Genomic DNA, 21644 nt, shown 5'->3' with positions numbered 1-21644 from the left:
GAGGGACGACCGCGCCCTGGACGCGCGATTAACGTCCCGTTCGACAACCCCTCTGACGTCAGGAACCACCGTGCTCACCGACCATGTGCGATTCCGCCGGATCACCTCCGGCCTCCTGCTGATCGCCGGCCCGCTCCTGCAGGGCCTGGCGGTCGTCGTCGACCCCGGCACCTGGGGCGACGACCGCGAAGCCGTCAGCTTCGGCGACAACCCCGCGCTGGCCCAGCTCCAGTCGGCCTTCTACCACTGGAGCTGGATCCTGACCGCGCTGGCCGCGCTCGGCCTGATGCACCTGATCCGGCGCAGCCACCCGCGCTCCGGCGCGATCATCGGCTCGATCACGGTGCTCGGCTACATCAGCGCCTCGGCGCTGCTCATGACCGACCCGGTCGAGTGGTGGCTCGGGCAGCACCACACGCCGGAGCAGGCCCAGAAGATCCTGGACGAGATGATGAACCTGCCCGGCATGCTCGTCGCCTTCCAGATCCCGGGACTGGTCGCCATGTTCGGCGCGCTGCCGCTGCTGCTGGCCCTGGTCTGGCGCTCCGGCTTCGTCGGCTGGTGGGTGCCCCTGGTCACCGCGGCCGGGTACGTCGGCAGCATGTTCGTGCCCTACGGCCCGGCGATGGTGCCCATGTGGTGGCTGCCGGTCGTCGCCGTGGGCTACGTCGGGATGAAGATCCTCCGCATGTCGGACGAGGACTGGGCGGGCTTCTACGCCCCCGGCCGGACCACCCCGGCCTCGTACGCGAAGACGACCGCCTGAGCGCGGTCGCGCAGCCGCAGCTTCATGAGCACCCGGGCGACGTGGGTCTTGACGGTGGCGTCGCCCACGAACAGCTCCCTGGCGATCTCGGCGTTGGTCAGGCCCCTGGCCAGCAGGCGCAGGACCTCCAGCTCGCGCGGGGTGAGCTCGTCGAGCTGCGGCGGCGGCGCCGGGTCGTAGCGCCCGGCGAAGGAGGCGATGACGCGGCCGGTGACCGCCGGGTCGAGCAGCGCCTCGCCGGTGTGCACGACCCGGATGGACTCGATGAGCTGCTCGGGCGGCGAGACCTTCAGCAGGAAGCCGCTGATGCCCGCCCGGAGGGCGGCGTAGAGATTCTCGTCGGTGTCGAAGGTGGTCAGGATGATGACCCTGGGGGCGAGGGAGGCCTCCAGGATCTGCTTGGCCGCCGCGATCCCGTCGAGGCGCGGCATGGTGATGTCCATGAGGACGATGTCCGGACTTGTCCGGCGGACGACCGAGACGGCCTCGAGCCCGTCGGAGGCCTCTCCGACGACCTCCATGTCCGGCTCGTTGTCCACGACCATGCGAAGGCCCACCCGGACCATCGCCTGGTCGTCGGCGATGACGACGCGAATACCCACAGCGGGAGGGTAATCCCCCGAGGTCAATCGGCGACAGCCCGGCCAAGCCGTCCGCAAGTGAGCCGCAAGTACCGCCGCCCGCCGTACAAGATCGACGCCGGGCGGGCGGCGTCCGGTCAGGTCAGCCTGGCACTGCCCCGCATGCGCTCCTCGGTCGCCGGCCGGCACGCGGTCGGCGCGCAGTAGTAGAGCAGCAGCAGCCGCTTGCCCGCGCGCTCGACGACGTACCCGGTGAAGGCCAGCCGGGCCGCCCGGCCCTGCCGGTCCACCATGACGCCCTCGAACTTGCGCGCCGGGGTCGTGCCCAGGGCGTCGTCCACCGGCTTGCCGGTGATCTCCACCTCGCCCGGCAGCATCGTGTCCAGGGTGGCCTTGAGCTGCGCCGCGTCGGCCTTGGTGTCGATGGTGTCGGCGAGCTGCGCGTAGAAGCCCGCCGCCGCCTCGGGATCGGCGGAGATGACCGGCCCGACCTCCGACCAGTCGGCGGTCGCGCCCGCGACGAAGAGCCGCTCGAACTCCGTCACCCGCGGCGAGACCACCGCGAACAGGTCGGAGTGCGTCTTGGCCGTCCACTCGGCCGGGTACTCGAAGGTCACCGGCGCGGCCGGCGAGCCCGGGTAGACCGTCCACTCCGGCTCGTCCGCCCCGCCCAGCACCAGCAGCGCGACCAGCGTGATCGCCGCCACGGCCGCCACCAGCGAGGCGAGGATGAGCGGCAGCCGCCCGCCGCCCGGCTTCCGGCCGATCGCCGGCACCGGCCGGGTGGGCGGCGCCTGCCCGCTGATCGCGTCGCGCAACGCGGCCACGAACTCGCCGCAGGAGTCGAAGCGCTGCTCGGGCGACTTGGCCAGCGCCCGCATCATGACCGCGTCCACCGCGGGCGGCAGCTCGGGCCTGAGCTGCGACAGCGGCGCGGGCGACTCGGCCAGGTGCGCCCACAGCAGCGCGATGTCGTTGTCGCGCTCGAACGGCAGGCGCCCGGTCAGCGCCTCGTAGACCACGCACGCCAGCGCGTACTGGTCGCACCGCCCGTCGATGACCTCCTTGTTGATCTGCTCCGGCGCCATGTACCGGGGCGTGCCGATGAACTGGTCGGTCTGCGTCAGCCCCGAGATCGAGGTGCGGTGCTTGGTGATGCCGAAGTCGGTCAGGTAGACGTGGTCACCGGCGACAAGGATGTTGGCCGGCTTGACGTCGCGGTGGATCAGGTCGTGGTTGTGCGCGGTGTCGAGCGCGGCGGCGACCTGGGCGAAGAGCTGGTTGGCCTGGCCGAGTGGCAGCGGCCCGCGGTCGATGATCAGGCGGCGCAGGTCGAGGCCCTCGACGTAGCGCATGGCGATGTACAGCACGCCGCCCGGATCGGCGCTGGCCTCGTAGATCGGGATGATGTTCGGGTGCTCGATGCTGGCGACGGTGCGCGACTCCAGGATGAAGCGCTGGCGGAAGCGGTCGTCCACGCTGAGCACCGGGTTGAGGATCTTCAGCGCCACCCGGCGGGACAGCCGGGGGTCGAGCGCCAGGTAGACGACGGCCATGCCGCCCTTGCCGATGATGTCCTCGATGTAGTAGCCAGCCACCTCCTGGCCGATGAGGGAACGCTCGTTCAAGTGCATCACGTCTCGCTGGGATGTCCGCAGAAGCCGCAGAACCGGTGGCCCCGGCCCAGTTTCATGCCGCAGGCCGTACAGAACTTGACCTCCTGCGCGGTCAGCACCGGCTGCGGCTGGGAGTGGGATTGGGAGTGCTGCTGCAGGGCGTCCTGGATCTGCGAGCGGCGGACCACGACCGTCTGGTGGGCGCCCTCGTCGACGGGCGTCCTGGCGGCCGCCACCGGTGGCGGCACCGGCCCGGGCGGCGGGGCCGCCGGTTCGGGTGCGGCGGCGCGGCGGCGGCGCCACAGCAGGAAGATCCCGGCCAGCGCCGCCACCAGCAGCACGGCCGCGGCGGCGATGAACGGCCACAGCGGCAGCGCGGACTTGACCGGCTTCTTGGCCGCCTGCCGGGCGGTGCCCTGGTCCTCGGCGGTGCCCCGCTTGGCCAGCGAGGTCTTCAGGTGCTCGGCGGCGACCGTGTGGCCCGGGTAGAGGTCGAGCACCCGCTGGAAGCCGGGCGTGGCCTCGGTGTAGTACTTCGTGTGGAAGCGGGTCAGGGCGTGCTCGAAGGCGGCGTCGACCGCGCCGCGCCGCGGCGGGATGCCGGCCTTGTTCAGGGCCGCGGTGATCTCGCGCACGCCGATCATCCTGGCGTCCTTGCCCCCGCCGATCAGGAGGCCGATCACGTGCCCGTCCTTGTCGCCGATCACCGGCGCGCCGAGCATGCCCTTGTCGACCAGGGCGCCCAGCTTCACCGGCTCGTCGACCTTCTTGTACGGGTCGGAGAAGGGCCGGCCGCCCTCGCCGGCGCCGCCCTTGCCCAGGTGGGCGATCTCGGTGGTGAGCTTGAGGGTGGGCGAGGGCCGGCCGAGGAAGCCGGCGATCGAGGTGGGCGAGCCCTCCTGGTCGGGCACCTTCTGCGCCAGCGGGGCGGTGGGCAGGCCCACGCTGCCGTCGGCGCGGCCGGAGGGCACCAGCACCGCCGGGCTGTCCGGCTTGTCGCCGGTCGAGGCGACCTCGGCGGCGAAGCCCTTGGCGTCCGGGGGGTTGATGTTGGGGAAGACGGTGACCGTGGTGGTCACCTTGGCGATGCAGGTGGCGGTGCTGCGCTTGGGCGGGTAGCAGGCCTGCAGGTGCCGGTTGAGCAGCGGGTCCTTGAGCTCGTGCTTGGCGAAGTCGCCCGGCACCTTGACCTTGTGGTGCTCGGCGAAGATCTTGTTGGCGGCGTAGATCGCAGCGTCCTGTTCGGACTTGACCACCCGGGTGAGGGTGACCACCGCGCCTTCCGGGTTGACCACGATGCCGGTGCCGCTGCCGAGCGGCACCTCGTAGCTGCGCTCGATGTGCACGAGGTCGCCGATGTGGTCTAAGAGGGTGATGTCGACGCGCTGACTCGCCTCGACTCGTACGACCGACGGGGTCACCAGATCGGTGATGCCGCTGGGATGCTCGTGCGCCAGGGCGGGCAGTGCGCACACGAGGAGCGCAGCGGCCGCGCCCGCGGCGAGAGCGGTGACTCGGGCCATCTCTGTCTCCCCTGCAGAGCCTAGGACCAGGGTCCCAACCGATGGGCGGAAGTCAAGGGCGACAAGCGCTTGGTACGTGATTTACCGTACTGCCGTGACCTTCGGTTCGGCCGGCCTCGCCATCGACGTCGGCGGCACGTTCACCGACGTGGTCCTGCGTGACGAGACGGGCTCGTCGTCGGTCGCGAAGGTCCTGACCACCCCCGACGATCCCATCGCCGCGATCGTCTCCGGCGTTACTCGCCTCGTCGCCGAACCGGCCCGGATCGGCCGCGTCGTGCACGCCACGACCCTGGCCACCAACGCCGTCCTGGAGGGCGGCGGCGCCCGCGTCGCCTTCGTCACCACGCGCGGCTTCCGATCGATGATCCCGCTGGGCCGCTACGCCCGGGTCGAGGAGGACCGCTACGACCTGCGCTTCACTCCCCCGGTGCTCGACGCCGAGTGCTTCGAGGTCACCGAGCGCACCGGCAGCCGCGGCGAGGTGCTCCTGCCCCTCGACCCCGAGTCGGTACGGCAGGCCGCCCGGGAGATCACCGCGCGCGGCCTCACCTCGGCGGCGGTCTGCCTGCTGCACTCCTACGCCAACCCCGCCCACGAGGAGCGCGTCGCGGCCATCCTGCGCGAGTCGGTCCCGCACGTGGTGACCTCGGCCGAGGTCTGGCCCGAGATCCGCGAGTACGAGCGCGCTACCACCACCCTCGTCTCGGCCCGGGTCGGCCCGCTCATGGCCGCCTACCTCACCCGCCTGGGCGAGGCCCTGCGCGCGCTCGGCATCACCGCGCCGGTCTACGTCATGGACTCCGGCGGCGGGGTCGTCTCCGCGCCGCTGGCCGCCCGGCGGGCCGTGGTCACCATCGAGTCCGGCCCGGCCGCCGGCGCGCTCATGGCCGCCCGGTACGGCGAGGCCGTCTCGTTCGACATGGGCGGCACCACCGCCAAGGCCTGCGTCATCCGCGCCGGCCGGCCCGCGATCACCCGCGAGTTCCACGTCGGCGGCAAGGGCAGCTTCGGCGGCCGGCGGGCCGGGACCGGCATCCCGATCCGCACGCCCGCCATCGACCTGGCCGAGGTCGGGGCGGGCGGCGGCAGCATCGCCTGGCTGGACCCGGCCGGGTCGTTGCGCGTCGGCCCCGTCTCGGCGGGCTCCTCGCCCGGACCGGCCTGCTACGGGCTGGGCGGCCTGGAGCCCACGGTCACCGACGCCGACCTCGTGCTCGGCTACCTCGGGGCGGCCTCGCTGCCGCTGGATCCGCTCCTGGCGGCCAAGGCGCTCGACCGGCTGGCCGCCCCGCTGGGCGTCGGCCGCGCCGCCGCCGCGCACGCCGTGCACGAGATCGTCAACGCCGCCATGGCCTCGGCCGTGCACGTGGTCACCGTGCAGCGGGGCATCGACCCGAGGGGGTTCGCGCTGGTCGCCTTCGGCGGGGCCGGGCCGGTGCACGCCTGCCGGATCGCCCAGCGGTTCGGCATCAGGCACGTGATCGTGCCGCCGCTGTGCGGCGTGGCCTCCGCCGCCGGGCTGCTCGCCGGGCCGCTGGCCACCTCCCGGGTCCGCACCCGGCTCGGCGCGGCCGACCCCGAAGCGATCTTCGCCGAGCTCGCCCGTTCGGCCGCCGACGATCTCGAGGTCGGCCTGGACGATCCGGGCGTGAGCGTCTCGCGGGCCGTGGACGTGCGCTTCCACGGCCAGTCACACGATCTCACGGTGGACTGGAGCGAGTCGCGCGCCGAGCTGGCCGCCCGCTTCCGCGCGCGCTACCGCGAGGTCTACGGCATCGACCAGGAGGGCGAGATCGAGGTGGTCTCCTACCGTGTCCGGCTCGCCCGCGACTTCCCCGCCGCCCCGGTCGTGGCGGCCGAGCCCCAGCCGCCGCCCGCCGCGCGGCGCCGGGACGCCTACTTCCCCGAGCTCGGCGGGTACGTGGCCACCCCGGTGCTGACCCGCGCCGAAGCCGACGGCGTGCGCGGCCCCGCGATCGTCGAGGACCCCGGCTCCACCCTCGTCATCCCTCCCGGCTGGCAGGCCCGCCTGGCCGCCGACTCCAGCCTCCGCCTGCACCGGCGGCCCGCGTGACCGCCCCCGACCCGCTGACCGCCGAAGTACTGCGGCACGCCTTGGTGGTGGCGGCGGAGGAGGCGAGCATCGTGGTGGTGCGCTCGGCCTACTCCACCTTCATCGTCGAGGGCTCCGACGCCTCGGCCGCAGTCCTGGACGCCCAGGGCCGCCTGGTGGCCCAGTCGGTGGCCACCACGCTGATGAACAGCATGGCCCTGCGCACCGCGCTGCCCGAGCTGCTGCGCGACATCCCCGCCGAGCGGATGCGCGAGGGCGAGGTCTACGCCATGAACGACGCCTACCGGGGCGGCGTGCACACCAACGACCTGCTGGTCTTCCGCCCGGTCTGGGCCTCGGGCCGCCCGTGCTACTTCGCCGCCACGATGATCCACGTCTCCGACCTGGGCGGCCTGTCGGCGGGCGGGATGGCGCCGCTGGCCACCGACATCTTCCTGGAGGGCCTCCAGCTCCCCCCGGTACGGCTGGCCACCCGCGACGGCCTGGACCCGGCGATCGAGGCGGTCCTGCGCGCCAACAGCCGCACCCCCGACAAGGTGATCGGCGACGTCCGCGCCCTGGTCGCCGGCACCGCGGTGGCCGCGGCCCGGCTCGACCGGCTGCTGGCCGAGTACGGCGAGGCGGGCCTGGCCGCGGGCGTCGAGGCCTACCTCGACCACGCCGAGTCCCGCACCCGGGCCGCCGTCGCCGAGCTGCCGGAAGGCCGCTTCGAGGCGGCTTATCCGATCGACGACGACGGCTTCGACCTGGACCGCTCGCACACCGTCCGGGTCGCGGTGGAGATCTCCGGCGGCGCGGTGCGGCTCGACTTCGCCGGCACCGGCCCCCAGGTCCCCGCCGCGATCAACGCCTCGGCCTCGCAGTCGCTGGCCGCGGCCGTCTTCGCGGTGCGCTGCTTCCTCGACCCCACGATCCCGATGAACGAGGGCTGCCTGCGGGCGCTGGACATCCGGCTGCCGGAGGGCTCGCTGCTGAACGCCCGGCCGCCGCACCCGTGCGGGGGGCGGTTCGTGCCGATCTACGCGGCGATGGAGGCGGTCTTCCAGGCGCTGTCCACCGCGCTCCCGGAGCGGGCCATCGCACCCAGCGGGATCCTGCAGCCGTTCTCCGTCGCGGCGGTCGGCCCGCCGTACTGGATCCACCTGTCCTACGACTTCGGCGGGGTGGGCGCGCGGCGCGGCCTGGACGGGCCGGACGCGACCGGGGTGCACTTCGGTGTCGGCCGCAACTCGGTGCCGCAGGTGGAGCCGGTGGAGAGCCGGTGCCCGCTGGTGGTGGAGTCGGTCGAGACCATCGACGGCTCCGGCGGCGCCGGGCGCGACCGCGGCGGGCGGGGCACCAGGACGGTCTTCCGCTTCCTGGCCGACTGCCACGTCAGCACCCGCGGCGACCGGCTCCGGCTGCCCCCGCCGGGCCGCGAGGGCGGGCTGCCGGGCCGGGCCGGCGGCTTCTTCAAGCGGCACCTGGACGGGCGGCTGGAACGCCTGCCGTCCAAGGCGGGCAACGTGCGCTTCGCCGCCGGCGAGGCCTTCGTGGTGGAGACCAGCGGCGGCGGCGGGCTGGGGCCGCCGGCCGCCGGGTGAGGCACGCGGTCCTACTGCGGGAAGCGGTTCTCGCAGTTCAGGAAGGGCTCTTCCTTGCCCGAGTCGAACGCGACCCGGTCCGGCCCGTCGCCGCAGTCGAGGACCAGGTCGCGCAGCCCGTCGGCGGCGCGCAGCAGGTCGTCGCCGCCGAAGCCGCGCAGGGTGTCGGCGCCGCCGTTGCCGGTGAGCTGGTTGGGCAGCGCGTTGCCGCTCAGGGTGTCGCCGAAGCGGCTGCCGATGAGGTGCTCGACCTCGGCGTTGTCGGTGTCGGCCGCGCGGCCGTCGACGGCGGGGCGGCCGTCGTTGGCGGCGTTGTCGAGGGTGGCCACCACGCGGTCGGTGGCCTGCTCGAAGCTGACGGTGTCACCGCCGTTGCCGCCGACGTACCGGATCGAGCTGGCGGCGCCGGCGGCGCGGCCGGCGTGGAAGGTGTCGAAGCCCTCGCCGCCGCTGACCGTGCCGGTCAGGCCGATCAGGCTGGTGAACTGGTCGCTGGCACTGCCGAGGTCGGCGACGACGCGGGTGACGCCGGCGCTGCACCGCACCACGGTGGCGTCGGCGCCGGGCTGGCAGCCGGGGCCCGGGGTGATGGCCACCGAGTCGTCCACCACGGTGGCGCCCGAGGCGTCACGGGAGACGGTCACGGCGTTGACCAGGGCGGTCCCGGTGTACACGAGTTCCAGGCGGCCGTTGCTCTGCTGGACGCGGGCCTGGGAGGTGTCCATCGCGGCCTGGCCGGGCGTGGCCAGCGTGCCGAGCGCGGCGAGCGAGGCGGCGGTGAGAACGGCCAGCCGGAGGTGCTTCTTCATGGGTCTCTCCTTCGGAAACGGCGCGCGGGACGGCCTCTCCGCCCCCGCGACGTCTCCCAGGATTGCCCTGTAAACGTTTTCCGTCTGCGCACAAATGCGCACAGCGCCGATCAGGCGAACCGGGACGCGACCGCCTCCCACTCGGTGGCGCCCTGCCGTACCGCGCGGTGGACGGCGCGGGCCAGCCGCGCGCCCCACACCGAGCGCGGCCCGCCGAAGAGCTCCTCCTCCCCCGCCGAGGGCACCACGACGCAGACCGCGTCGGACGCGGTGCCGGTGCCGGCGAAACCGGTCTCGGCCAGCGCCTGCGACTTGGCCTCGGTGACCGTCATGACCGCGTTGACCAGCGCCGCGTCGGTCATCGCCACCGGCAGCACGGCGACGATGTTGATCGTCCCGACCCGCATCGGACGCAGCTCGGGATCGGCCGCGCCGGGCGGGGCGGCGGCCCAGGTCGGCACGCGCAGCCCGACCGTGGCCACGGCGGTGACGCCCTCGTCCTCGGCCTCGACGAAGGCCGGGACGTGCGCGGCGGTCATCATGCCGACGCCGGGCCCCTCGGCCGGGCCGAGCGAGCGCAGGTGCTCGACCGGGTCCATGCGCGAGTAGCCCGCGATCACCTGGGCGTTCAGCACCCAGGAGACCGGGCCGATGCCGCCGCCCAGCATGGCCGAGGAGATCGCCCGGTGGCCCGGCCCGAACTCCCACAGCAGCGCGCCCAGCCGCGCGCCCTCCTCCTCGCGGTAGCTCAGCCTCATGGCCCGCCTCTCACCAGATGCACGACGGGCCGCCCGTCGGGGCCCGGCTCGATCTTCACATGCGCGCCGAAGTGCCGGCTGACCAAGGCCTCGGTCAGCACCTGGGCCGGGCGGCCCGTGGCCGCCGCGCGCCCGTCGGCGACCAGCAGGAGGGAGTCGGCGTACTGCGCGGCCAGGCTGAGGTCGTGCAGCGTGGTGAGCACGGTCAGCCCGTCGGCCCGGCGCAGCCGGTCGACCAGCTCCAGCACCTGCTGCTGGTGCCCGAGGTCGAGCGCGGTCGTCGGCTCGTCCAGGAGCAGCACCGGCGCCTGCTGCGCCAGCGCCCGGGCCAGCACCGCGCGCTGCCGCTCGCCGCCGGACAGCCGCTCGAGCTGGCGTCCGGCCAGGCCGGTGAGGTCGAGCCGCTCCAGCACCGAGGCGGTCACCTCCCGGTCGTGCCGGCTCTCCCGCCCCAGGTAGGGGATGTACGGCGTGCGCCCCAGCAGCGCGTAGTCGAACACCGTCATGTCCGGCGGCAGCGAGGGCGACTGCGGCGCGTAGGCCACGAGCCGGGCCAGCGCCCGCGGCTTGAGCGGCCCCGCCCCCGCACCGGCGAGCGTGACGCTGCCCTCGTGCTTGATCAGGCCCATCAGGGCGCGCAGCAGCGTGGACTTGCCCGCGCCGTTGGGCCCGATGACCGCGAGCCACTCGCCGCGCTCGACGCGGAGCTGGACGTCGTGCAGGACGCGCCGCTCCCCGAGCGTCACCGACAGCCCGTCGACGGAGATCATCACACCGTGACCTTCCTGGTCATGCGGAGAACCGCGACGAAGAACGGCGCGCCGACGAACATGGTCACGACCCCGATGGGCAGCTCGGCCGGGGCCAGCACGGTGCGGGCGACCAGGTCGGCGACCACCAGGAAGGCGGCCCCGGCCAGCAGCGAGAGCGGCAGCACCACGCGGTAGCTGCCGCCGAACAGCCGCCGCACCACGTGCGGCACGACGATGCCGACGAAGCCGATCAGCCCGCTCACCGCGACCGCGGCGGCGGTGGCCAGCGAGGCCGCGAGCAGCACCATCAGGCGCACCCGGGCGGCGTTCAGCCCCAGGCTGGTCGCCTCCTCCTCGCCCACCGAGAGCACGTCGAGGGTGCGGCCGTGCAGGAGCAGCACCACCGCCGAGAGCGCGGCGTAGGGCAGCACCAGCGTGAGCTGGTCCCAGCCGCCCCCGACGTCGCCGAGGATCCAGGAGTAGATGCGCTGCAACTGCTCGACCTTGAGCTGCTGGAGGAAGGTCTGGATCGCGGTCAGGAAGGAGGTGACCGCCACCCCGGCCAGGACCAGGGTGGCGGTGCCGCCGGCGCGGCCCGCGGTGTTGCCCAGCGCGTAGGCGAGCAGCACCCCGCCCAGCGCGCCGAGGAAGGCGGCCAGCGGGATGCCGAACGACGGGTCCGGCACCATCACGATGACCAGCGTCACCGTCAGTCCCGCGCCGGCCGCCGCGCCCAGCAGGTACGGGTCGGCCAGCGGGTTGCGGAAGACGCCCTGGTAGCCGGCGCCCGCGATGGCCAGCAGCCCGCCCACCACGGCCGCGATCAGCACCCTGGGCAACCGCAGCTCGTACAGCAGCCCCTGCTCGACCGGGCTGAGCCCGGAGTCGAGGTCCACGAGGGGCAGCCAGTCGAGCGCCTGGACGACGACCTGCCCGGGCGAGATGTCCGCCGCGCCGCCCAGCAGCCCGGCGACCATGGTCGCCAGGAGCAGGACGGACGTCGCCGCGACCGGGACGAACCGGGCTCTCGTCGCCTTCATCGGCTCAGGCGGCCTTGCCCACCGCGGCGGAGATGGCCTTGGCCAGGTCCACGACGCGCGGGCCCCAGCGGGAGGCGATGTCGTCGTCGAGCTGGATCACCTGGTCGTTCTTGATCGCCGACAGGTTCTTCCAGCCCGGCCGCTTGGCCAGGGTGTCCTTGCTCTGCTGGCAGCACTTGACGTCGGCGAGGAAGATCAGCGCCGGGTCGGCCTGGGCCACGAACTCGGCCGAGAGCTTCGGGTAGCCGCCGGCCGCGTCGGGCGCCTTGTCGGCGATGTTCTCCAGCCCGAACAGGCTGTAGACCTGGCCGATGAAGGTGGTGGAGGTGGCGGCGTAGGGCGTCTGGTCGAGCTCGTGGTAGTAGCTGAGCTTCTTGTCCTTGGGCGCCTCGGCGGCCAGGCGCTCCAGCTCGGTCTTCATCGTGGTGACGGTCTGCTGGGCCTTGTCCGGGTTGCCGGTCGCGGCGCCGAGGTCGGCGATCTCGTCGTAGGCCTCCTCCAGCTTGGTGGCGGCCGGCTCCAGCAGGACCGGGATGCTGAGCTTGGTCAGCTCGGCGACGACCTTGTCGGTGTCGTTGGCGACGACGACCAGGTCGGGCTTGTGCGCGACGATCGCCTCGACGTTCGGCTTGAAGCCGGACAGCTCGGTCTTCGGCGCCTCGGCGGGGAAGTTCGACTGGTCGTCGACCGCGACGACCTGCGGGCCCGCGCCGATGGCGAAGAGGGTCTCGGTCGCGGTGGGCGAGAGCGAGACGATGCGCTCGGGGCGCTTGGCGATGGTGACCTGGCCGTTGCCGGCCTCGACGGTCACCGGGAAGGCGGCCTCGGCCTGCGGGGAGGCGGAGCCGGATGCCGCCGGTGCGGAAGCGGAGGGTGCGGAGGCGGGGGTACTGGACGCCGGTGCGCCCGTGCTCTGACCGCAACCGGCCAGAGCGAGAACACCCAGCATCGCACCCGCGAAAGCCTTTCCTACGGGCCTCACGAGTAGTCCTTTCACTGCTGGAACCGAGAGACCCGCGTCGATGTCGACGGATCACCCTTTTCCACGAGGGTTGATGACGTCAGCGCGGAGGCAGGCGACCTGGCTATGACAGTTGCGGGACAGCGCCGGATTCCCACCGGACTTCGCTGCAACTCTGCGCGTCGGACAAACGCTATCAATTCTCCGGAATGCTCTTACGTCAAGAGCTGCTTCTCGGCGTCGTCGATGATCCGCTGCAGGTGGAGGCCGTGCTGGGCGTCGAGGGGGTGGCCGCCGCCCCGCCGTACGGTCTCGGCGAACTCGGCGGCGATCACGTCGAGCGGGTCGTCGCCGTCGTAGCCGCCGAACTCGGCGCTGCCCTCGGCGCCGAAGACGGCGTAGCGGGAGGTCCAGGTGCCGGCGGCCATGGTGAGGGACATCTCGCTGAGCGCGCCGCCCTCGTGCTCCAGCAGCAGGCCGGTCCAGCCCAGCGTGTTGCCGCGGGCGCGCACGCCGGTGATCGTGCCCAGGGCGGCGTCCATGAGGTCGAGCGAGTGCGGGGCGACGTCGAGCAGGACGCCGCGCTGCAGCCGCCACGGGGTGGCGTAGGCGCCGCCGTGCCGCAGCAGGCCGCCGACGACCAGGGCGTTGCCGCCGAAGGGGCGCACGGCGCCGGCCTGCTTGAGGAACTCGCGCGTGGGCGCGGCGTAGCGCAGCGTCAGCATCATCTGCGAGGGCACACCGGTCTCACCGATCACCTCGGCCAGCCGTACCGCGTTGTCCAGAGTGTCGGCGAGCGGCTTCTCCAGCAGCAGCGCCTTGCCCGCGCGGGCGGCGCGGACGGCCAGCTCCGCCTGGACGCCGGGCGGCACGCAGAAGGCCACCGCCTCGCAGTGCTCGAACAGCTCGTCGAGCCGCTCGAAGACGGGCGCGCCGAGCCGGGCGGCCGCCTCTGGCCGCCGGGCCCAGACGCCGGCCAGCCTGGTGTGCGGCCCCGCCTTCAGCATCGGCGCGTGCGCGTCCTCGGCCCAGGGCCCCGCCCCGATCAGTCCCACCGAAATCGGTTCCACAGAATGAGTATGGCCTACTCATGCAGGCCGGCTCCGGGCGGCCGACGCTCGTACCATGACTGGTCTCGCCACCACTCCCCGCTCGGGCGCCGACACCTTCGCCCGGTACGCGATGATCGCCTGCGCCTTCGTCTCGCCGCTCACCATCCTGGCCGGGCTGCTGCTGAGCCCCATCCAGGCCACCGCGGAAGGGCAGGCCTACGTGCAGGCCCTGGTCGACCACGCCGGCAGCTACCCAACCGCCGCCTGGCTGGCCGCGCTCGGCGCGCTGACCATCATCCCGGCGCTGCTGGCCGTCTCCAAGGTCGCCCGCGCCGGCCGGCCGGTGCTCGGCCTGGTCGGCACGATCCTGGCCTTCAGCCTCGCCGTCCCGATCTCCACCGACAGCGACGACCTCATCTACGCCGCGCACAAGGCGGGCCTCGACGTGCCCACGATCACCAGGATCGAGCAGGTCTACGTCGACGGGTTGCCCACCTCGCCGCTCGGCCTGCTCTGGTTCGCCGCGATGCTCGGGCTGCTCCTGCTCGGCCTGGCGGCCCTGCTCGGCCGCACCGCGCCGGCCTGGGCGGCGATCGCGCTGGTGGTCGCGCCGGTGCTGGTGCCGCTGCCCTGGATCCTGGGCCTGTCCACGCTGCTGGCCGCGGTGCCGTGGGCGATCATGGTCGTCGGGATGGGCGGCGTGGCCCTGAGCCTGCTCAAGCAGCCGGTCCGCTGAGGCCGGGGGCGGCTCAGGTCCTGGTCCAGGCGACCGGGAGCGAGGTCAGCCCGCGTCCCACCAGCGACCTGCGGTAGCTGGGGGCTCCCCCGGTCAGCCGCAGGTACGGCAGGCGCCGCCCCAGCACCTCCAGGGCGGTGCGAAGCTGCAACCGGCCCAGCGCGGCCCCCACGCAGAAGTGGATGCCGTAGCCGAAGACCAGGTGGGCGTCGGCGTTGGGCCGGTCCGGCACGAAACGTTCCGGGTCGGGGAAGACGCTCTCGTCGTGCCCGGCCGAGTCGCTCGACAACAGCACCAGCGCGCCGCGCGGGATGGTGACCCCGTGCAGCTCGACGTCGGCGGCGGCGTAGCGGAAGGAGCCGAGCGAGGCCCCGTCGATGCGCATGCACTCCTCGACCGCCCCCGCCAGCAGCTCGTCCGGCACCGGCCACAGCCCCTCGCGCAGCAGCCGGTGGACGCTGTTGCCGAGCTGGTTGGGCACGGTGTCGTTGCCGCCGAGCAGGATGGTGGAGATCAGCTCCACCACCTCGCGGTGGGCCAGCCCGCTGCGGGTCATCAGGGTCACGAAGTCCTCGCGCGGCTCGTCGCGGCGCCGCGCCACCAGCCGGTCCACGTAGTCCAGGTAGGTCAGGAAGCTCCCGGCCAGCTCCAGTTGCCGCTCCGGCGGCTGGGGCGACAGGAAGAGCTGGAACCAGTCCTTCACCCTGGCCTGGACGAACGCCTCGTCGGCCGCGGGGACGCCGATGAAGCCGGCGGTCAGCCGGACCGACGGCTCGTGACCCAGGTCGGTGACGAAGTCGGCCTCGCCGCGCGGCTCGACGCGGTCCAGGAGCTCCTCGTTGAGCCGGCGGAACTCCCGCTCCAGCGCCGCCACCGCGCGCGGGGTGAAGGCGCGCGAGACCGAGCGGCGCAGCCGGGTGTGGTCGGGCGGGTCCACGTTGGCCACGAAGCTGGACAGGAACGAGCCGTGCTCACCCAGCTTGGCCCGGGTCTCCTCGGTCAGGCTGCGGGAGATGGTCAGCGAGCCGCGCGAGGAGAACCGGCGGGGGTCGCCGTAGGCCGCCCGCACGTCGGCGTAGCGCGTCAGCACGTACGCGCCCAGGTGCTCGCTGCGGAAGACCGGCTGCTCGCGGCGCAGCCGGCTCAGGAAGGCGTACGGCGAGGCGACGTGCCAGGCGGCGGTGACGTCGAAGTCCATCCGAGGATCCTTCGCGGGTTGGCGACGAGCATCTGGTCGATCTGCTCCGCGGTGACGCCCCGCCGGCGCAGCTCGGGCAGCACGTCGCGGGTGAGGTGCAGCAGGTGGTAGTTCGGGTGGCGCCGCCGTACCACCTCGGCGTCGAAGCGGTCGTTGAAGCAGTAGGAGTCGTGGCCCAGCACCAGCCGGCCGGCGTGGCCGCGCTCGCACAGCGCGGCGACGGTGGCCACGCGCTGCTCGAAGGGCGTGATCGCGTCCAGGCCGAAGCGGTCCATGCCCAGGTAGGAGCCCGCGGCCAGCAGTTCCTCCAGGTAGGCCAGGTCGGTGGAGTCACCGGCGTGGCCGATGATCACGCGGCTCAGGTCCACGCCGCAGGCGGCCAGCAGCCGTTGCTGCTCCAGGCCGCCGGGCTCGTGGCTGTGCGTGCTGATCGGCGCGCCGGTCGCCAGGTGGGCCTCGGCCACCGCGCGGAAGACGCGCTCGCAGCCGGGCGTCATGCCGGGGCGGTCGGTGGCGCACTTGAGGATCGCCGCCTTCACGCCGGTGCGGCCGATGCCCTCGGTGAGGTCGCGGACGAAGAACCCGGCGAGCCGGTCGGGCCCGCCGAACAGCGAGCCGGGGCCGCGGTTGCCGAAGTACGGCGGCAGCGCGTCGTAGGTGTACAGGCCGGTGGCGGCGACGATGTTGACCGTGGTGAGCGCGGCCACCTCCTGCACCGCCGGGACGTAGCGGCCCAGGCCGACCACGGTCAGGTCGACGATGGTGTCGATGCCCTCGGCCCGGAGCGCCTCCAGCTTGGCCGCCGCCTGCTCGACGTCGCGCTGCTCGGGGATGTCCGGCCAGTTCCAGAGGATCTCCGGGCTCAGGCCGAAGACGTGCTCGTGCATGAGCGTGGCGCCGAGGTCGGCGACGGGACCCCTCACGGTCTCAGGCACGGGAACCTCTCGTGCTCGAACGGCTCGTTGACCGTCAGGCCGAGCCCGTCGGTCTGCGCGTACGGCGCGCCGGTGTAGAGGGTCGCGGCGTCGAAGTAGGTGGCGGTGAACGACAGCCGGGCCCGGCCCAGCCGGTTGGCGGGCGCCCCGTGCACGGTGAGCGAGTGGTGCACGGTGGCGTCCCCGGCGGCCAGGTCGAGGGGCGGCGACAGGTCGTGCTCGCGCAGCCAGGGATGCACGCTGAGCTGGTCGTCGCCCGCGCGCAGGAAGCTGCGGCCGAGCAGCCCGCGGGTGTGCGAGCCGGTGAAGAAGCGCAGCGAGCCCATCTCGGCGGGCACGTCCACCAGCGCCAGCCACAGCGTGAGCATGGCCGAGCGGTCCATCGGCATCCACGGGAAGTCCTGGTGGAAGGCGGTCTCGCCGTGCTCGCCCGGCTCCTTGACCAGCAGGTTGCTGACCTGGACCCGGACCGCGGCCACCCCGTGCAGCAGCTCGACCGCGCTCGGGCCGAAGGCGGTCATCACCGCGCCGAAGCGCTCGTCCTCGGCGGCCACGTCGCGGGACTGGCCGAAGGCCTCGTCCACCCGGCCCGCGTGGCGGGTGGTACGGCTCGCGAGCCGGGCCCTGGCGCGTTCGGCCAGGTCGGCGACGGTGGCGGGATCCACCAGGCCGGGCAGGTGCGCCCAGCCGTCGCGGTCGAAGGCGGCGGCCTCGGCCTCGGTGACCCGGCGCATCTCCATGCGCCCCAGTGTTGCTCGTAGCAAGCGCTTGGTAAAGTCCGCTCATGCGGCGGTTCAGATTCGCGGCGGTGCTGCGCGGGGCCGAGTCGGCCCGGGCCTGGCGCGAGGCGGCGCGGCGGCTGGAGGACACCGGCTTCGACGTCCTGCTCGTTCCCGACCACCTGGTCGGGCCGCGCTTCGCGCCGCTGGCCGCGCTCACCGCCGCCGCGTGCGCGACCACCCGGCTCAAGGTCGGCACGCTCGTGCTGGCCAACGACTTCCGGCACCCGGCGGTGCTGGCCAAGGAGGCCGCCACGCTCGACCTGCTGTCCGGCGGGCGGCTGGAGGTGGGGCTGGGCACCGGGTGGATGGCCGGCGAGTACGGCGCGGCGGGCCTGCCGTACGATCCGCCGGGGGTGCGGCTGGCGCGGCTGGCGGAGGCGATCACCGTGCTCAAAGGGCTCTGGACGCCCGGGCCCTTCACCCACCACGGCGAGCACTACCGCGTCGACGGCCTGGAGCAGTGGCCCCTGCCCGGCCGGCAGCCCCGGCTCCTGCTCGGCGGCGGCGGGCCGCGCCTGCTCGACCTGGCCGCCCGCGAGGCCGACACCGTCCACCTGACCATGCGCATCCGCGCCGACGGCAGCGGCCCCGACCCCGGCGACGGCGGCGAGGCCGCCTTCCTCGCCAAGCTGGCCCGGCTCCGCGCCGCGCCCCGCTACCCGGGCCTCGAACTGGGCACCAGCATCCTGCGTGCCGGCGAACCGCGCCCCGAGGAGCCGTGGAGCGCCGCCCGCTCGGCCGCCCTCGAAGGCACCCCGCAGGTGCTCCCCGGCACCTCGGCCGACATCCGCGACCGCCTCCGGCACTGGCGCGACACCCACGACCTGTCCTACTTCGCCGTCCACCACGAACGCGACCTGCCCGCGCTGACCCCGGTCGTGGAAGAACTCGCCGGGACGTAGATGATGGCGGTATGGATGAGATGGTGCTGCTCAGGCATGGCGAGACCGAGTGGAGCAAGAACGGGCGGCACACCGGCCGGACCGACCTGCCGCTGACCCCGCACGGCGAGGACCAGGCGCGGGCCCTGTCCCCCGTGGTGAAGGCGCGCACCTTCGGGCTTGTGCTGGTCAGCCCCGCCGCCCGCGCGCGGCGTACCGCCGACCTGGCCGGATTGACCGACTACGAGATCGACCCCGACCTGTGGGAGTGGGACTACGGCGGCTACGAGGGCATCACCACGCCCCGGATCCGCGAGGACCGGCCGGACTGGTACCTGTGGCGTGACGGCGTGATCCCCGGCACGACGCCCGGCGAGAGCGCCGCCGACGTCGGCGCCCGCGCCGACCGCGTCATCGCCCGTGCCCTCCGTGAACCCGGGACCGTCGCCCTGGTCGCCCACGGGCACTTCCTGCGCGTGCTCGCCGCCCGGTGGCTCGGCCTTCCGCCGGAGGACGGGCGCTTCTTCCGCCTGGACACCGGCACCTACTCCCGCACGGGCTTCGAGCACGCCAAGCCCGTCCTCCTCACCTGGAACGCCCCCGTCTGACCACGGCCCGGACGAGAGCGGAGGTCAGGGGGCAGGGGCTAGGCGGCAGCCGGGGTAGGGGACCAGGAGGGTTTCCCGCCAAGGCCCGTCAAGGAAGTGGCGTGCCCGCCGCCCCCATTCCAGCAGCCGCGGGTCGCCCTCCACCTCGTCGTCCAGCCCGAGGGCGGCGTCGCGGGCGCGCTGGGTGGCGAGGTGGTCGTCCAGGGAGACGGCCCATAGGGTGACCACCTCGCTGTCGGCGAAGAGGACCTCGTACAGCCCCACCAGGGTGTGCCCGTGCTCGCGCAGCACCGGCTCGCGTTCGGTCCGGACGGCCTCCAGGTAGTCGAGGGCGCTGCCGGGCCGTACCCGGGCGCGCTCGTAGAGGTAGAGCGGCGCGACCGCCTCCCCCAGCACGGGTGTGCCGGGGACGGAGCCCAGGGGCCGGGAGACGGCGGAGAAGCGCAGGTCGTCGATGTCGGACAGGAAGAGCTTGTCGTCGACCCGGTCGTAGATCTCCATCATCTGCCGCCAGCCGCCCTCCCAGCCGCCGTGGCACTCCCACAGGGTGATCACCTTGAACTGGCGGTGCCCGGTGATGCCGACGGCGTAGAAGGCCCCGGCGAGGTCGATGTCGCGGGAGCGGATCGACATGCCGCTGGTCAGGGCGTGGGTGGCGCGTTCGCGGTCCTCGCGCTTGTAACGCGTCAGCCAGTCCAGGTAGTCGAGGGGCCGGCGGGCGTTCATGGGCCGGAAGTCGACTTCTTCGATCAGGTAGATGCCGCGGCGCACGGGGCCTCCTCGCCAGGTAATACCAAGCGATTGCTAGGCTACCATCGGCTGCGGCCCCCGTCCGGTGAGCCAGTCCAGGACCTGCCGGTGGCCGGAGGCGGCCTCCTCGAACCGGCCCCAGTGCCAGTAGCGCGGCTGGTCCCGCAGGCCGGTGACCCAGGTCCGGTAAGCGATTCCAGCGGGGTCGGCGGCGATGCCGTACGTGCGGACGACGACCTTGCCGCCCGGGGCGATCAGCACGTCGTCGGCGATCGGGTAGAGAGTCATCTGGTCGAGCATGGGATCGATGGTGCCCGGCGTCCGATCTTGACCGGTTACGCCTCCGGCGCATCCGCGTTAACGGATCCGCCGGAGGTTAACTCCGCATTTCCGCGCCGGCCGCGGACAGAGTCACACCAGGAGGCTGTCGAACTCGCCGTCCTTGACCCCGAGCACCAGGGCCCGGATCTCGTCGCGGGTATAGATCAGCGCGGGGCCCTCGGGGAAGCGCGAGTTGCGGACCGCGATCCCGCCGTCGGGGAGCTCGGCGAGCTCCACGCAGTTGCCCTGCGAGTTGCTGTAGCGGCTCTTCCGCCAGTCGACCTGCTGCAGGTCGGTGGCGGGCATGCCGTTGTAGGTGTGCTTCATCTACATCTTTCTGAGATGGCGGTCGATGAGCTCGACGGTGCCGCCCGGCGTGGTGCTCTCCACGCACAGTTGATCCATGGCGGTGAGGTAGGGGTCGATCTCCTCACGCTTGTCCAGGTACAGGGCACCCCAGAGCTGTTCGACGTAGACGACGTCCGACAGGTCGGACTCGGGGAAGCGCAAGATGCTGAAGGCGCCGCCCTCGGCCGCGTGCGAGCCGAACTTGAACGGCATCACCTGGATGGTGATGTGCGGAAGGGTCGCGACGTGCAGAAGGTGCTGGAGCTGCTCGGCCATGACCTGCCTCCCGCCGATGATCCGCTTCAGGGCGGCCTCGTCGATCACCGCCCACAGGCGCGGGCCGTCCTTCTGGGTGAAGCGCTGCTGGCGCTGCATGCGCGCGTGCACGAGCTTCTCGATCTGGTCGGGAGTCTTGTCCGGGTTGCCGAGCTGGTAGACCGCCCGGGCGTAGTTGGCGGTCTGGAGCAGGCCGGGGACGAACTGCACCTCGTAGGTGCGGATCAGCGCCGCGGCCTCCTCCAGCCCCACGTAGGTGGTGAACCACTGCGGCAGGACGTCGGAGTACTTGTGCCACCAGCCCGGGGTGTTGGCCTCGCGCACCATCTCCAGCAGCGCGCGGCGTTCGGCGCCGTCGACGACGCCGTACAGGGTGAGCAGGTCTTCGACGTCACGCGTCTTGAAGCCGACACGTCCGAGCTCCATGCGGCTGATCTTCGACGCCGACGCTCTGATGTGGAATCCGGCTTCGTCCCGCTCCAGCCCGACACTCTCGCGCAGTCGGCGCAGGCTGGCTCCGAGCATGATGCGCCGAACGGTCGAACCGGTTCCCGGCGGATCCATGGACACGTGCTGCTCCTTAGTCGGTCCTGAGTCAATAGTCTGCCAGGAAGGGTTCCTTTCCCCCGCAGTTCCCTTTTTCCTGCGGCAACCGTAGCGAATGCACCGGGCTTCTGCACGTGCATCCGATCTTGCACATGCACGACATTCTGCATCAGAATGATCGTCGTGCAGTCCACGAGCTCCACCTGGACCACCTTCGACTGGTGGCCGCCGGTCGGCTGGTGGCCCGAAGCCGCCCGTGACCTCCTGGAACACCCTCCGGGGCCGGTCGCGAGCGCCACCTTCGCCCTCCCGCCGCACGCCTCCTCGGTCCACAGCGCCCGCAGCTTCACCTCCGGCGTGCTCGCCGGCTGGGGGCTGGAGGGCGTCATCGAGACCATGGAGCTCGTCGTCTCCGAGCTGGCCACCAACGCCTTACGGCACGGCCTGTCGCTCGGGTCGGCTCCGCCTGCCGTACAGATGTCACTGGTACGGCGGGGCGCCCTGGTGACCTGCGCCTTCACCGACCCGGGGCCGAAGGTCCCGGTCCTGAGGTACGGCGGGCCGCTCGATGTGGGCGGTCTGGGCCTGCACATCGTGGACTCGGTCAGCCTCCGCTGGGGCTGGTCGGCGCTCTCACCAAAAGGGAAGATCGTCTGGGCAGTCCTCTCCTGACGGGCGTTGATCTGCACTACCGTGGATGGTCATGGCTCACGGCGAGTCCCGCGCGCGACCCCTGAGAGTGCTG

At 72.8% G+C, this 21644-nt stretch carries 23 protein-coding genes and 1 riboswitch; of the genes, 7 read left to right on the top strand and 16 right to left on the bottom strand.

What is annotated here, in order from left to right:
• The first annotated feature begins 70 nt into the window (after positions 1-70).
• On the top strand, positions 71-766 hold the full coding sequence (locus ACIBG7_RS08540; protein WP_397335662.1) for a hypothetical protein: 696 nt from the start codon (positions 71-73) through the stop codon (positions 764-766).
• Here ACIBG7_RS08540 and ACIBG7_RS08535 read toward each other — a convergent pair.
• The 3 genes from ACIBG7_RS08535 to ACIBG7_RS08525 all read right to left on the bottom strand — a co-directional run bounded on the left by ACIBG7_RS08535 (position 715) and on the right by ACIBG7_RS08525 (position 4486).
• The gene (locus ACIBG7_RS08535; RefSeq protein WP_357932033.1) at positions 715-1368 is read right to left on the bottom strand and encodes a response regulator transcription factor; all 654 of its coding nucleotides are present in this window, start codon (positions 1366-1368) and stop codon (positions 715-717) included. The two genes, ACIBG7_RS08540 and ACIBG7_RS08535, sit on opposite strands and share 52 nt — an antisense overlap.
• A 116-nt stretch (positions 1369-1484) precedes the next feature.
• Positions 1485-2981 carry a serine/threonine-protein kinase gene (locus ACIBG7_RS08530; protein ID WP_357932036.1) on the bottom strand — a complete coding sequence of 499 codons (1497 nt, stop codon included), beginning with the start codon at positions 2979-2981 and terminating at the stop codon, positions 1485-1487.
• Positions 2981-4486, bottom strand: coding sequence for a zinc ribbon domain-containing protein (locus ACIBG7_RS08525; protein ID WP_357932039.1), 1506 nt, complete (start codon positions 4484-4486; stop codon positions 2981-2983). Before ACIBG7_RS08525 ends, ACIBG7_RS08530 begins: the two co-directional genes overlap by 1 nt.
• A gap of 94 nt (positions 4487-4580) precedes the next feature.
• Here ACIBG7_RS08525 and ACIBG7_RS08520 point away from each other — a divergent pair, with 94 nt between their 5' ends.
• Both ACIBG7_RS08520 and ACIBG7_RS08515 read left to right on the top strand, forming a co-directional pair.
• The gene (locus ACIBG7_RS08520; protein WP_397335661.1) at positions 4581-6563 is read left to right on the top strand and encodes a hydantoinase/oxoprolinase family protein; all 1983 of its coding nucleotides are present in this window, start codon (positions 4581-4583) and stop codon (positions 6561-6563) included.
• Positions 6560-8146 carry a hydantoinase B/oxoprolinase family protein gene (locus ACIBG7_RS08515; RefSeq protein ID WP_397335659.1) on the top strand — a complete coding sequence of 529 codons (1587 nt, stop codon included), beginning with the start codon at positions 6560-6562 and terminating at the stop codon, positions 8144-8146. The genes ACIBG7_RS08520 and ACIBG7_RS08515 overlap by 4 nt, the downstream gene beginning before the upstream one ends.
• Before the next feature lie 11 nt (positions 8147-8157).
• On the opposite strand, the gene ACIBG7_RS08510 is transcribed toward ACIBG7_RS08515, so the two are convergent.
• From ACIBG7_RS08510 to ACIBG7_RS08485, 6 genes are all read right to left on the bottom strand, one after another.
• Positions 8158-8955: a hypothetical protein gene (locus ACIBG7_RS08510; RefSeq protein WP_357932048.1), complete on the bottom strand. Its 798-nt coding sequence runs from the start codon at positions 8953-8955 to the stop codon at positions 8158-8160.
• 110 nt (positions 8956-9065) lie between these two features.
• Positions 9066-9713 (bottom strand): adenosylcobinamide amidohydrolase, encoded by a 648-nt coding sequence (locus tag ACIBG7_RS08505; RefSeq protein ID WP_357932051.1) that lies wholly within the window; start codon positions 9711-9713, stop codon positions 9066-9068.
• Positions 9710-10483: an ABC transporter ATP-binding protein gene (locus ACIBG7_RS08500; protein ID WP_357932054.1), complete on the bottom strand. Its 774-nt coding sequence runs from the start codon at positions 10481-10483 to the stop codon at positions 9710-9712. Before ACIBG7_RS08500 ends, ACIBG7_RS08505 begins: the two co-directional genes overlap by 4 nt.
• Complete coding sequence (locus ACIBG7_RS08495) at positions 10483-11505, bottom strand: iron ABC transporter permease (RefSeq protein WP_357932058.1); 1023 nt, start codon at positions 11503-11505, stop codon at positions 10483-10485. The genes ACIBG7_RS08500 and ACIBG7_RS08495 overlap by 1 nt, the downstream gene beginning before the upstream one ends.
• 4 nt (positions 11506-11509) lie before the next feature.
• Entirely contained in the window at positions 11510-12316 is an 807-nt protein-coding gene (locus tag ACIBG7_RS08490) for an ABC transporter substrate-binding protein (protein ID WP_397335658.1), read from the bottom strand.
• 242 nt (positions 12317-12558) lie between these two features.
• A riboswitch (cobalamin riboswitch) is annotated at positions 12559-12679 on the bottom strand.
• 2 nt (positions 12680-12681) lie between these two features.
• Complete coding sequence (locus ACIBG7_RS08485) at positions 12682-13536, bottom strand: Gfo/Idh/MocA family oxidoreductase (protein ID WP_357932063.1); 855 nt, start codon at positions 13534-13536, stop codon at positions 12682-12684.
• A 55-nt stretch (positions 13537-13591) separates the two neighbouring features.
• Here ACIBG7_RS08485 and ACIBG7_RS08480 point away from each other — a divergent pair, with 55 nt between their 5' ends.
• Complete coding sequence (locus ACIBG7_RS08480) at positions 13592-14254, top strand: hypothetical protein (RefSeq protein WP_397335657.1); 663 nt, start codon at positions 13592-13594, stop codon at positions 14252-14254.
• A 13-nt stretch (positions 14255-14267) separates the two neighbouring features.
• Here the strand turns inward: ACIBG7_RS08480 and ACIBG7_RS08475 are convergent, their stop codons facing one another.
• The 3 genes from ACIBG7_RS08475 to ACIBG7_RS08465 are packed head-to-tail and all read right to left on the bottom strand — an operon-like array spanning position 14268 to position 17127.
• The gene (locus ACIBG7_RS08475) at positions 14268-15452 is read right to left on the bottom strand and encodes a cytochrome P450 (protein ID WP_397335656.1); all 1185 of its coding nucleotides are present in this window, start codon (positions 15450-15452) and stop codon (positions 14268-14270) included.
• Positions 15398-16387 (bottom strand): phosphotriesterase, encoded by a 990-nt coding sequence (locus tag ACIBG7_RS08470; RefSeq protein WP_397335655.1) that lies wholly within the window; start codon positions 16385-16387, stop codon positions 15398-15400. Before ACIBG7_RS08470 ends, ACIBG7_RS08475 begins: the two co-directional genes overlap by 55 nt.
• Entirely contained in the window at positions 16372-17127 is a 756-nt protein-coding gene (locus ACIBG7_RS08465) for a phytanoyl-CoA dioxygenase family protein (RefSeq protein WP_397335654.1), read from the bottom strand. Before ACIBG7_RS08465 ends, ACIBG7_RS08470 begins: the two co-directional genes overlap by 16 nt.
• A gap of 44 nt (positions 17128-17171) precedes the next feature.
• Here ACIBG7_RS08465 and ACIBG7_RS08460 point away from each other — a divergent pair, with 44 nt between their 5' ends.
• Together ACIBG7_RS08460 and ACIBG7_RS08455 are read left to right on the top strand one after the other, a co-directional pair.
• Positions 17172-18071 (top strand): TIGR03621 family F420-dependent LLM class oxidoreductase, encoded by a 900-nt coding sequence (locus tag ACIBG7_RS08460; RefSeq protein ID WP_397335653.1) that lies wholly within the window; start codon positions 17172-17174, stop codon positions 18069-18071.
• Between the two features lie 11 nt (positions 18072-18082).
• Positions 18083-18658: a histidine phosphatase family protein gene (locus ACIBG7_RS08455; protein ID WP_397335652.1), complete on the top strand. Its 576-nt coding sequence runs from the start codon at positions 18083-18085 to the stop codon at positions 18656-18658.
• Positions 18659-18682: 24 nt separating this feature from the next.
• Here ACIBG7_RS08455 and ACIBG7_RS08450 read toward each other — a convergent pair whose 3' ends face one another.
• The 4 genes from ACIBG7_RS08450 to ACIBG7_RS08435 form a co-directional block, all read right to left on the bottom strand.
• Positions 18683-19429, bottom strand: coding sequence for a hypothetical protein (locus ACIBG7_RS08450; RefSeq protein WP_357932083.1), 747 nt, complete (start codon positions 19427-19429; stop codon positions 18683-18685).
• A gap of 33 nt (positions 19430-19462) precedes the next feature.
• A complete protein-coding gene (locus tag ACIBG7_RS08445) occupies positions 19463-19708 on the bottom strand; it encodes a hypothetical protein (protein ID WP_357932086.1) in 246 nt (81 codons plus the stop codon).
• A gap of 111 nt (positions 19709-19819) precedes the next feature.
• The gene (locus tag ACIBG7_RS08440; protein ID WP_357932089.1) at positions 19820-20056 is read right to left on the bottom strand and encodes a DUF397 domain-containing protein; all 237 of its coding nucleotides are present in this window, start codon (positions 20054-20056) and stop codon (positions 19820-19822) included.
• On the bottom strand, positions 20057-20917 hold the full coding sequence (locus ACIBG7_RS08435) for a helix-turn-helix transcriptional regulator (RefSeq protein WP_357932157.1): 861 nt from the start codon (positions 20915-20917) through the stop codon (positions 20057-20059).
• A 156-nt stretch (positions 20918-21073) separates the two neighbouring features.
• On the opposite strand from ACIBG7_RS08435, the gene ACIBG7_RS08430 reads away from it, so the two are divergent.
• Positions 21074-21571, top strand: a complete 498-nt coding sequence (locus ACIBG7_RS08430) for an ATP-binding protein (RefSeq protein ID WP_357932092.1) — start codon at positions 21074-21076, stop codon at positions 21569-21571.
• Positions 21572-21644 lie beyond the last annotated feature (73 nt).

The organism is Nonomuraea sp. NPDC050328 (assembly GCF_044459405.1).
GTDB lineage: Bacteria > Actinomycetota > Actinomycetes > Streptosporangiales > Streptosporangiaceae > Nonomuraea.
This window is presented reverse-complemented; position numbering and strand designations above follow the sequence as displayed.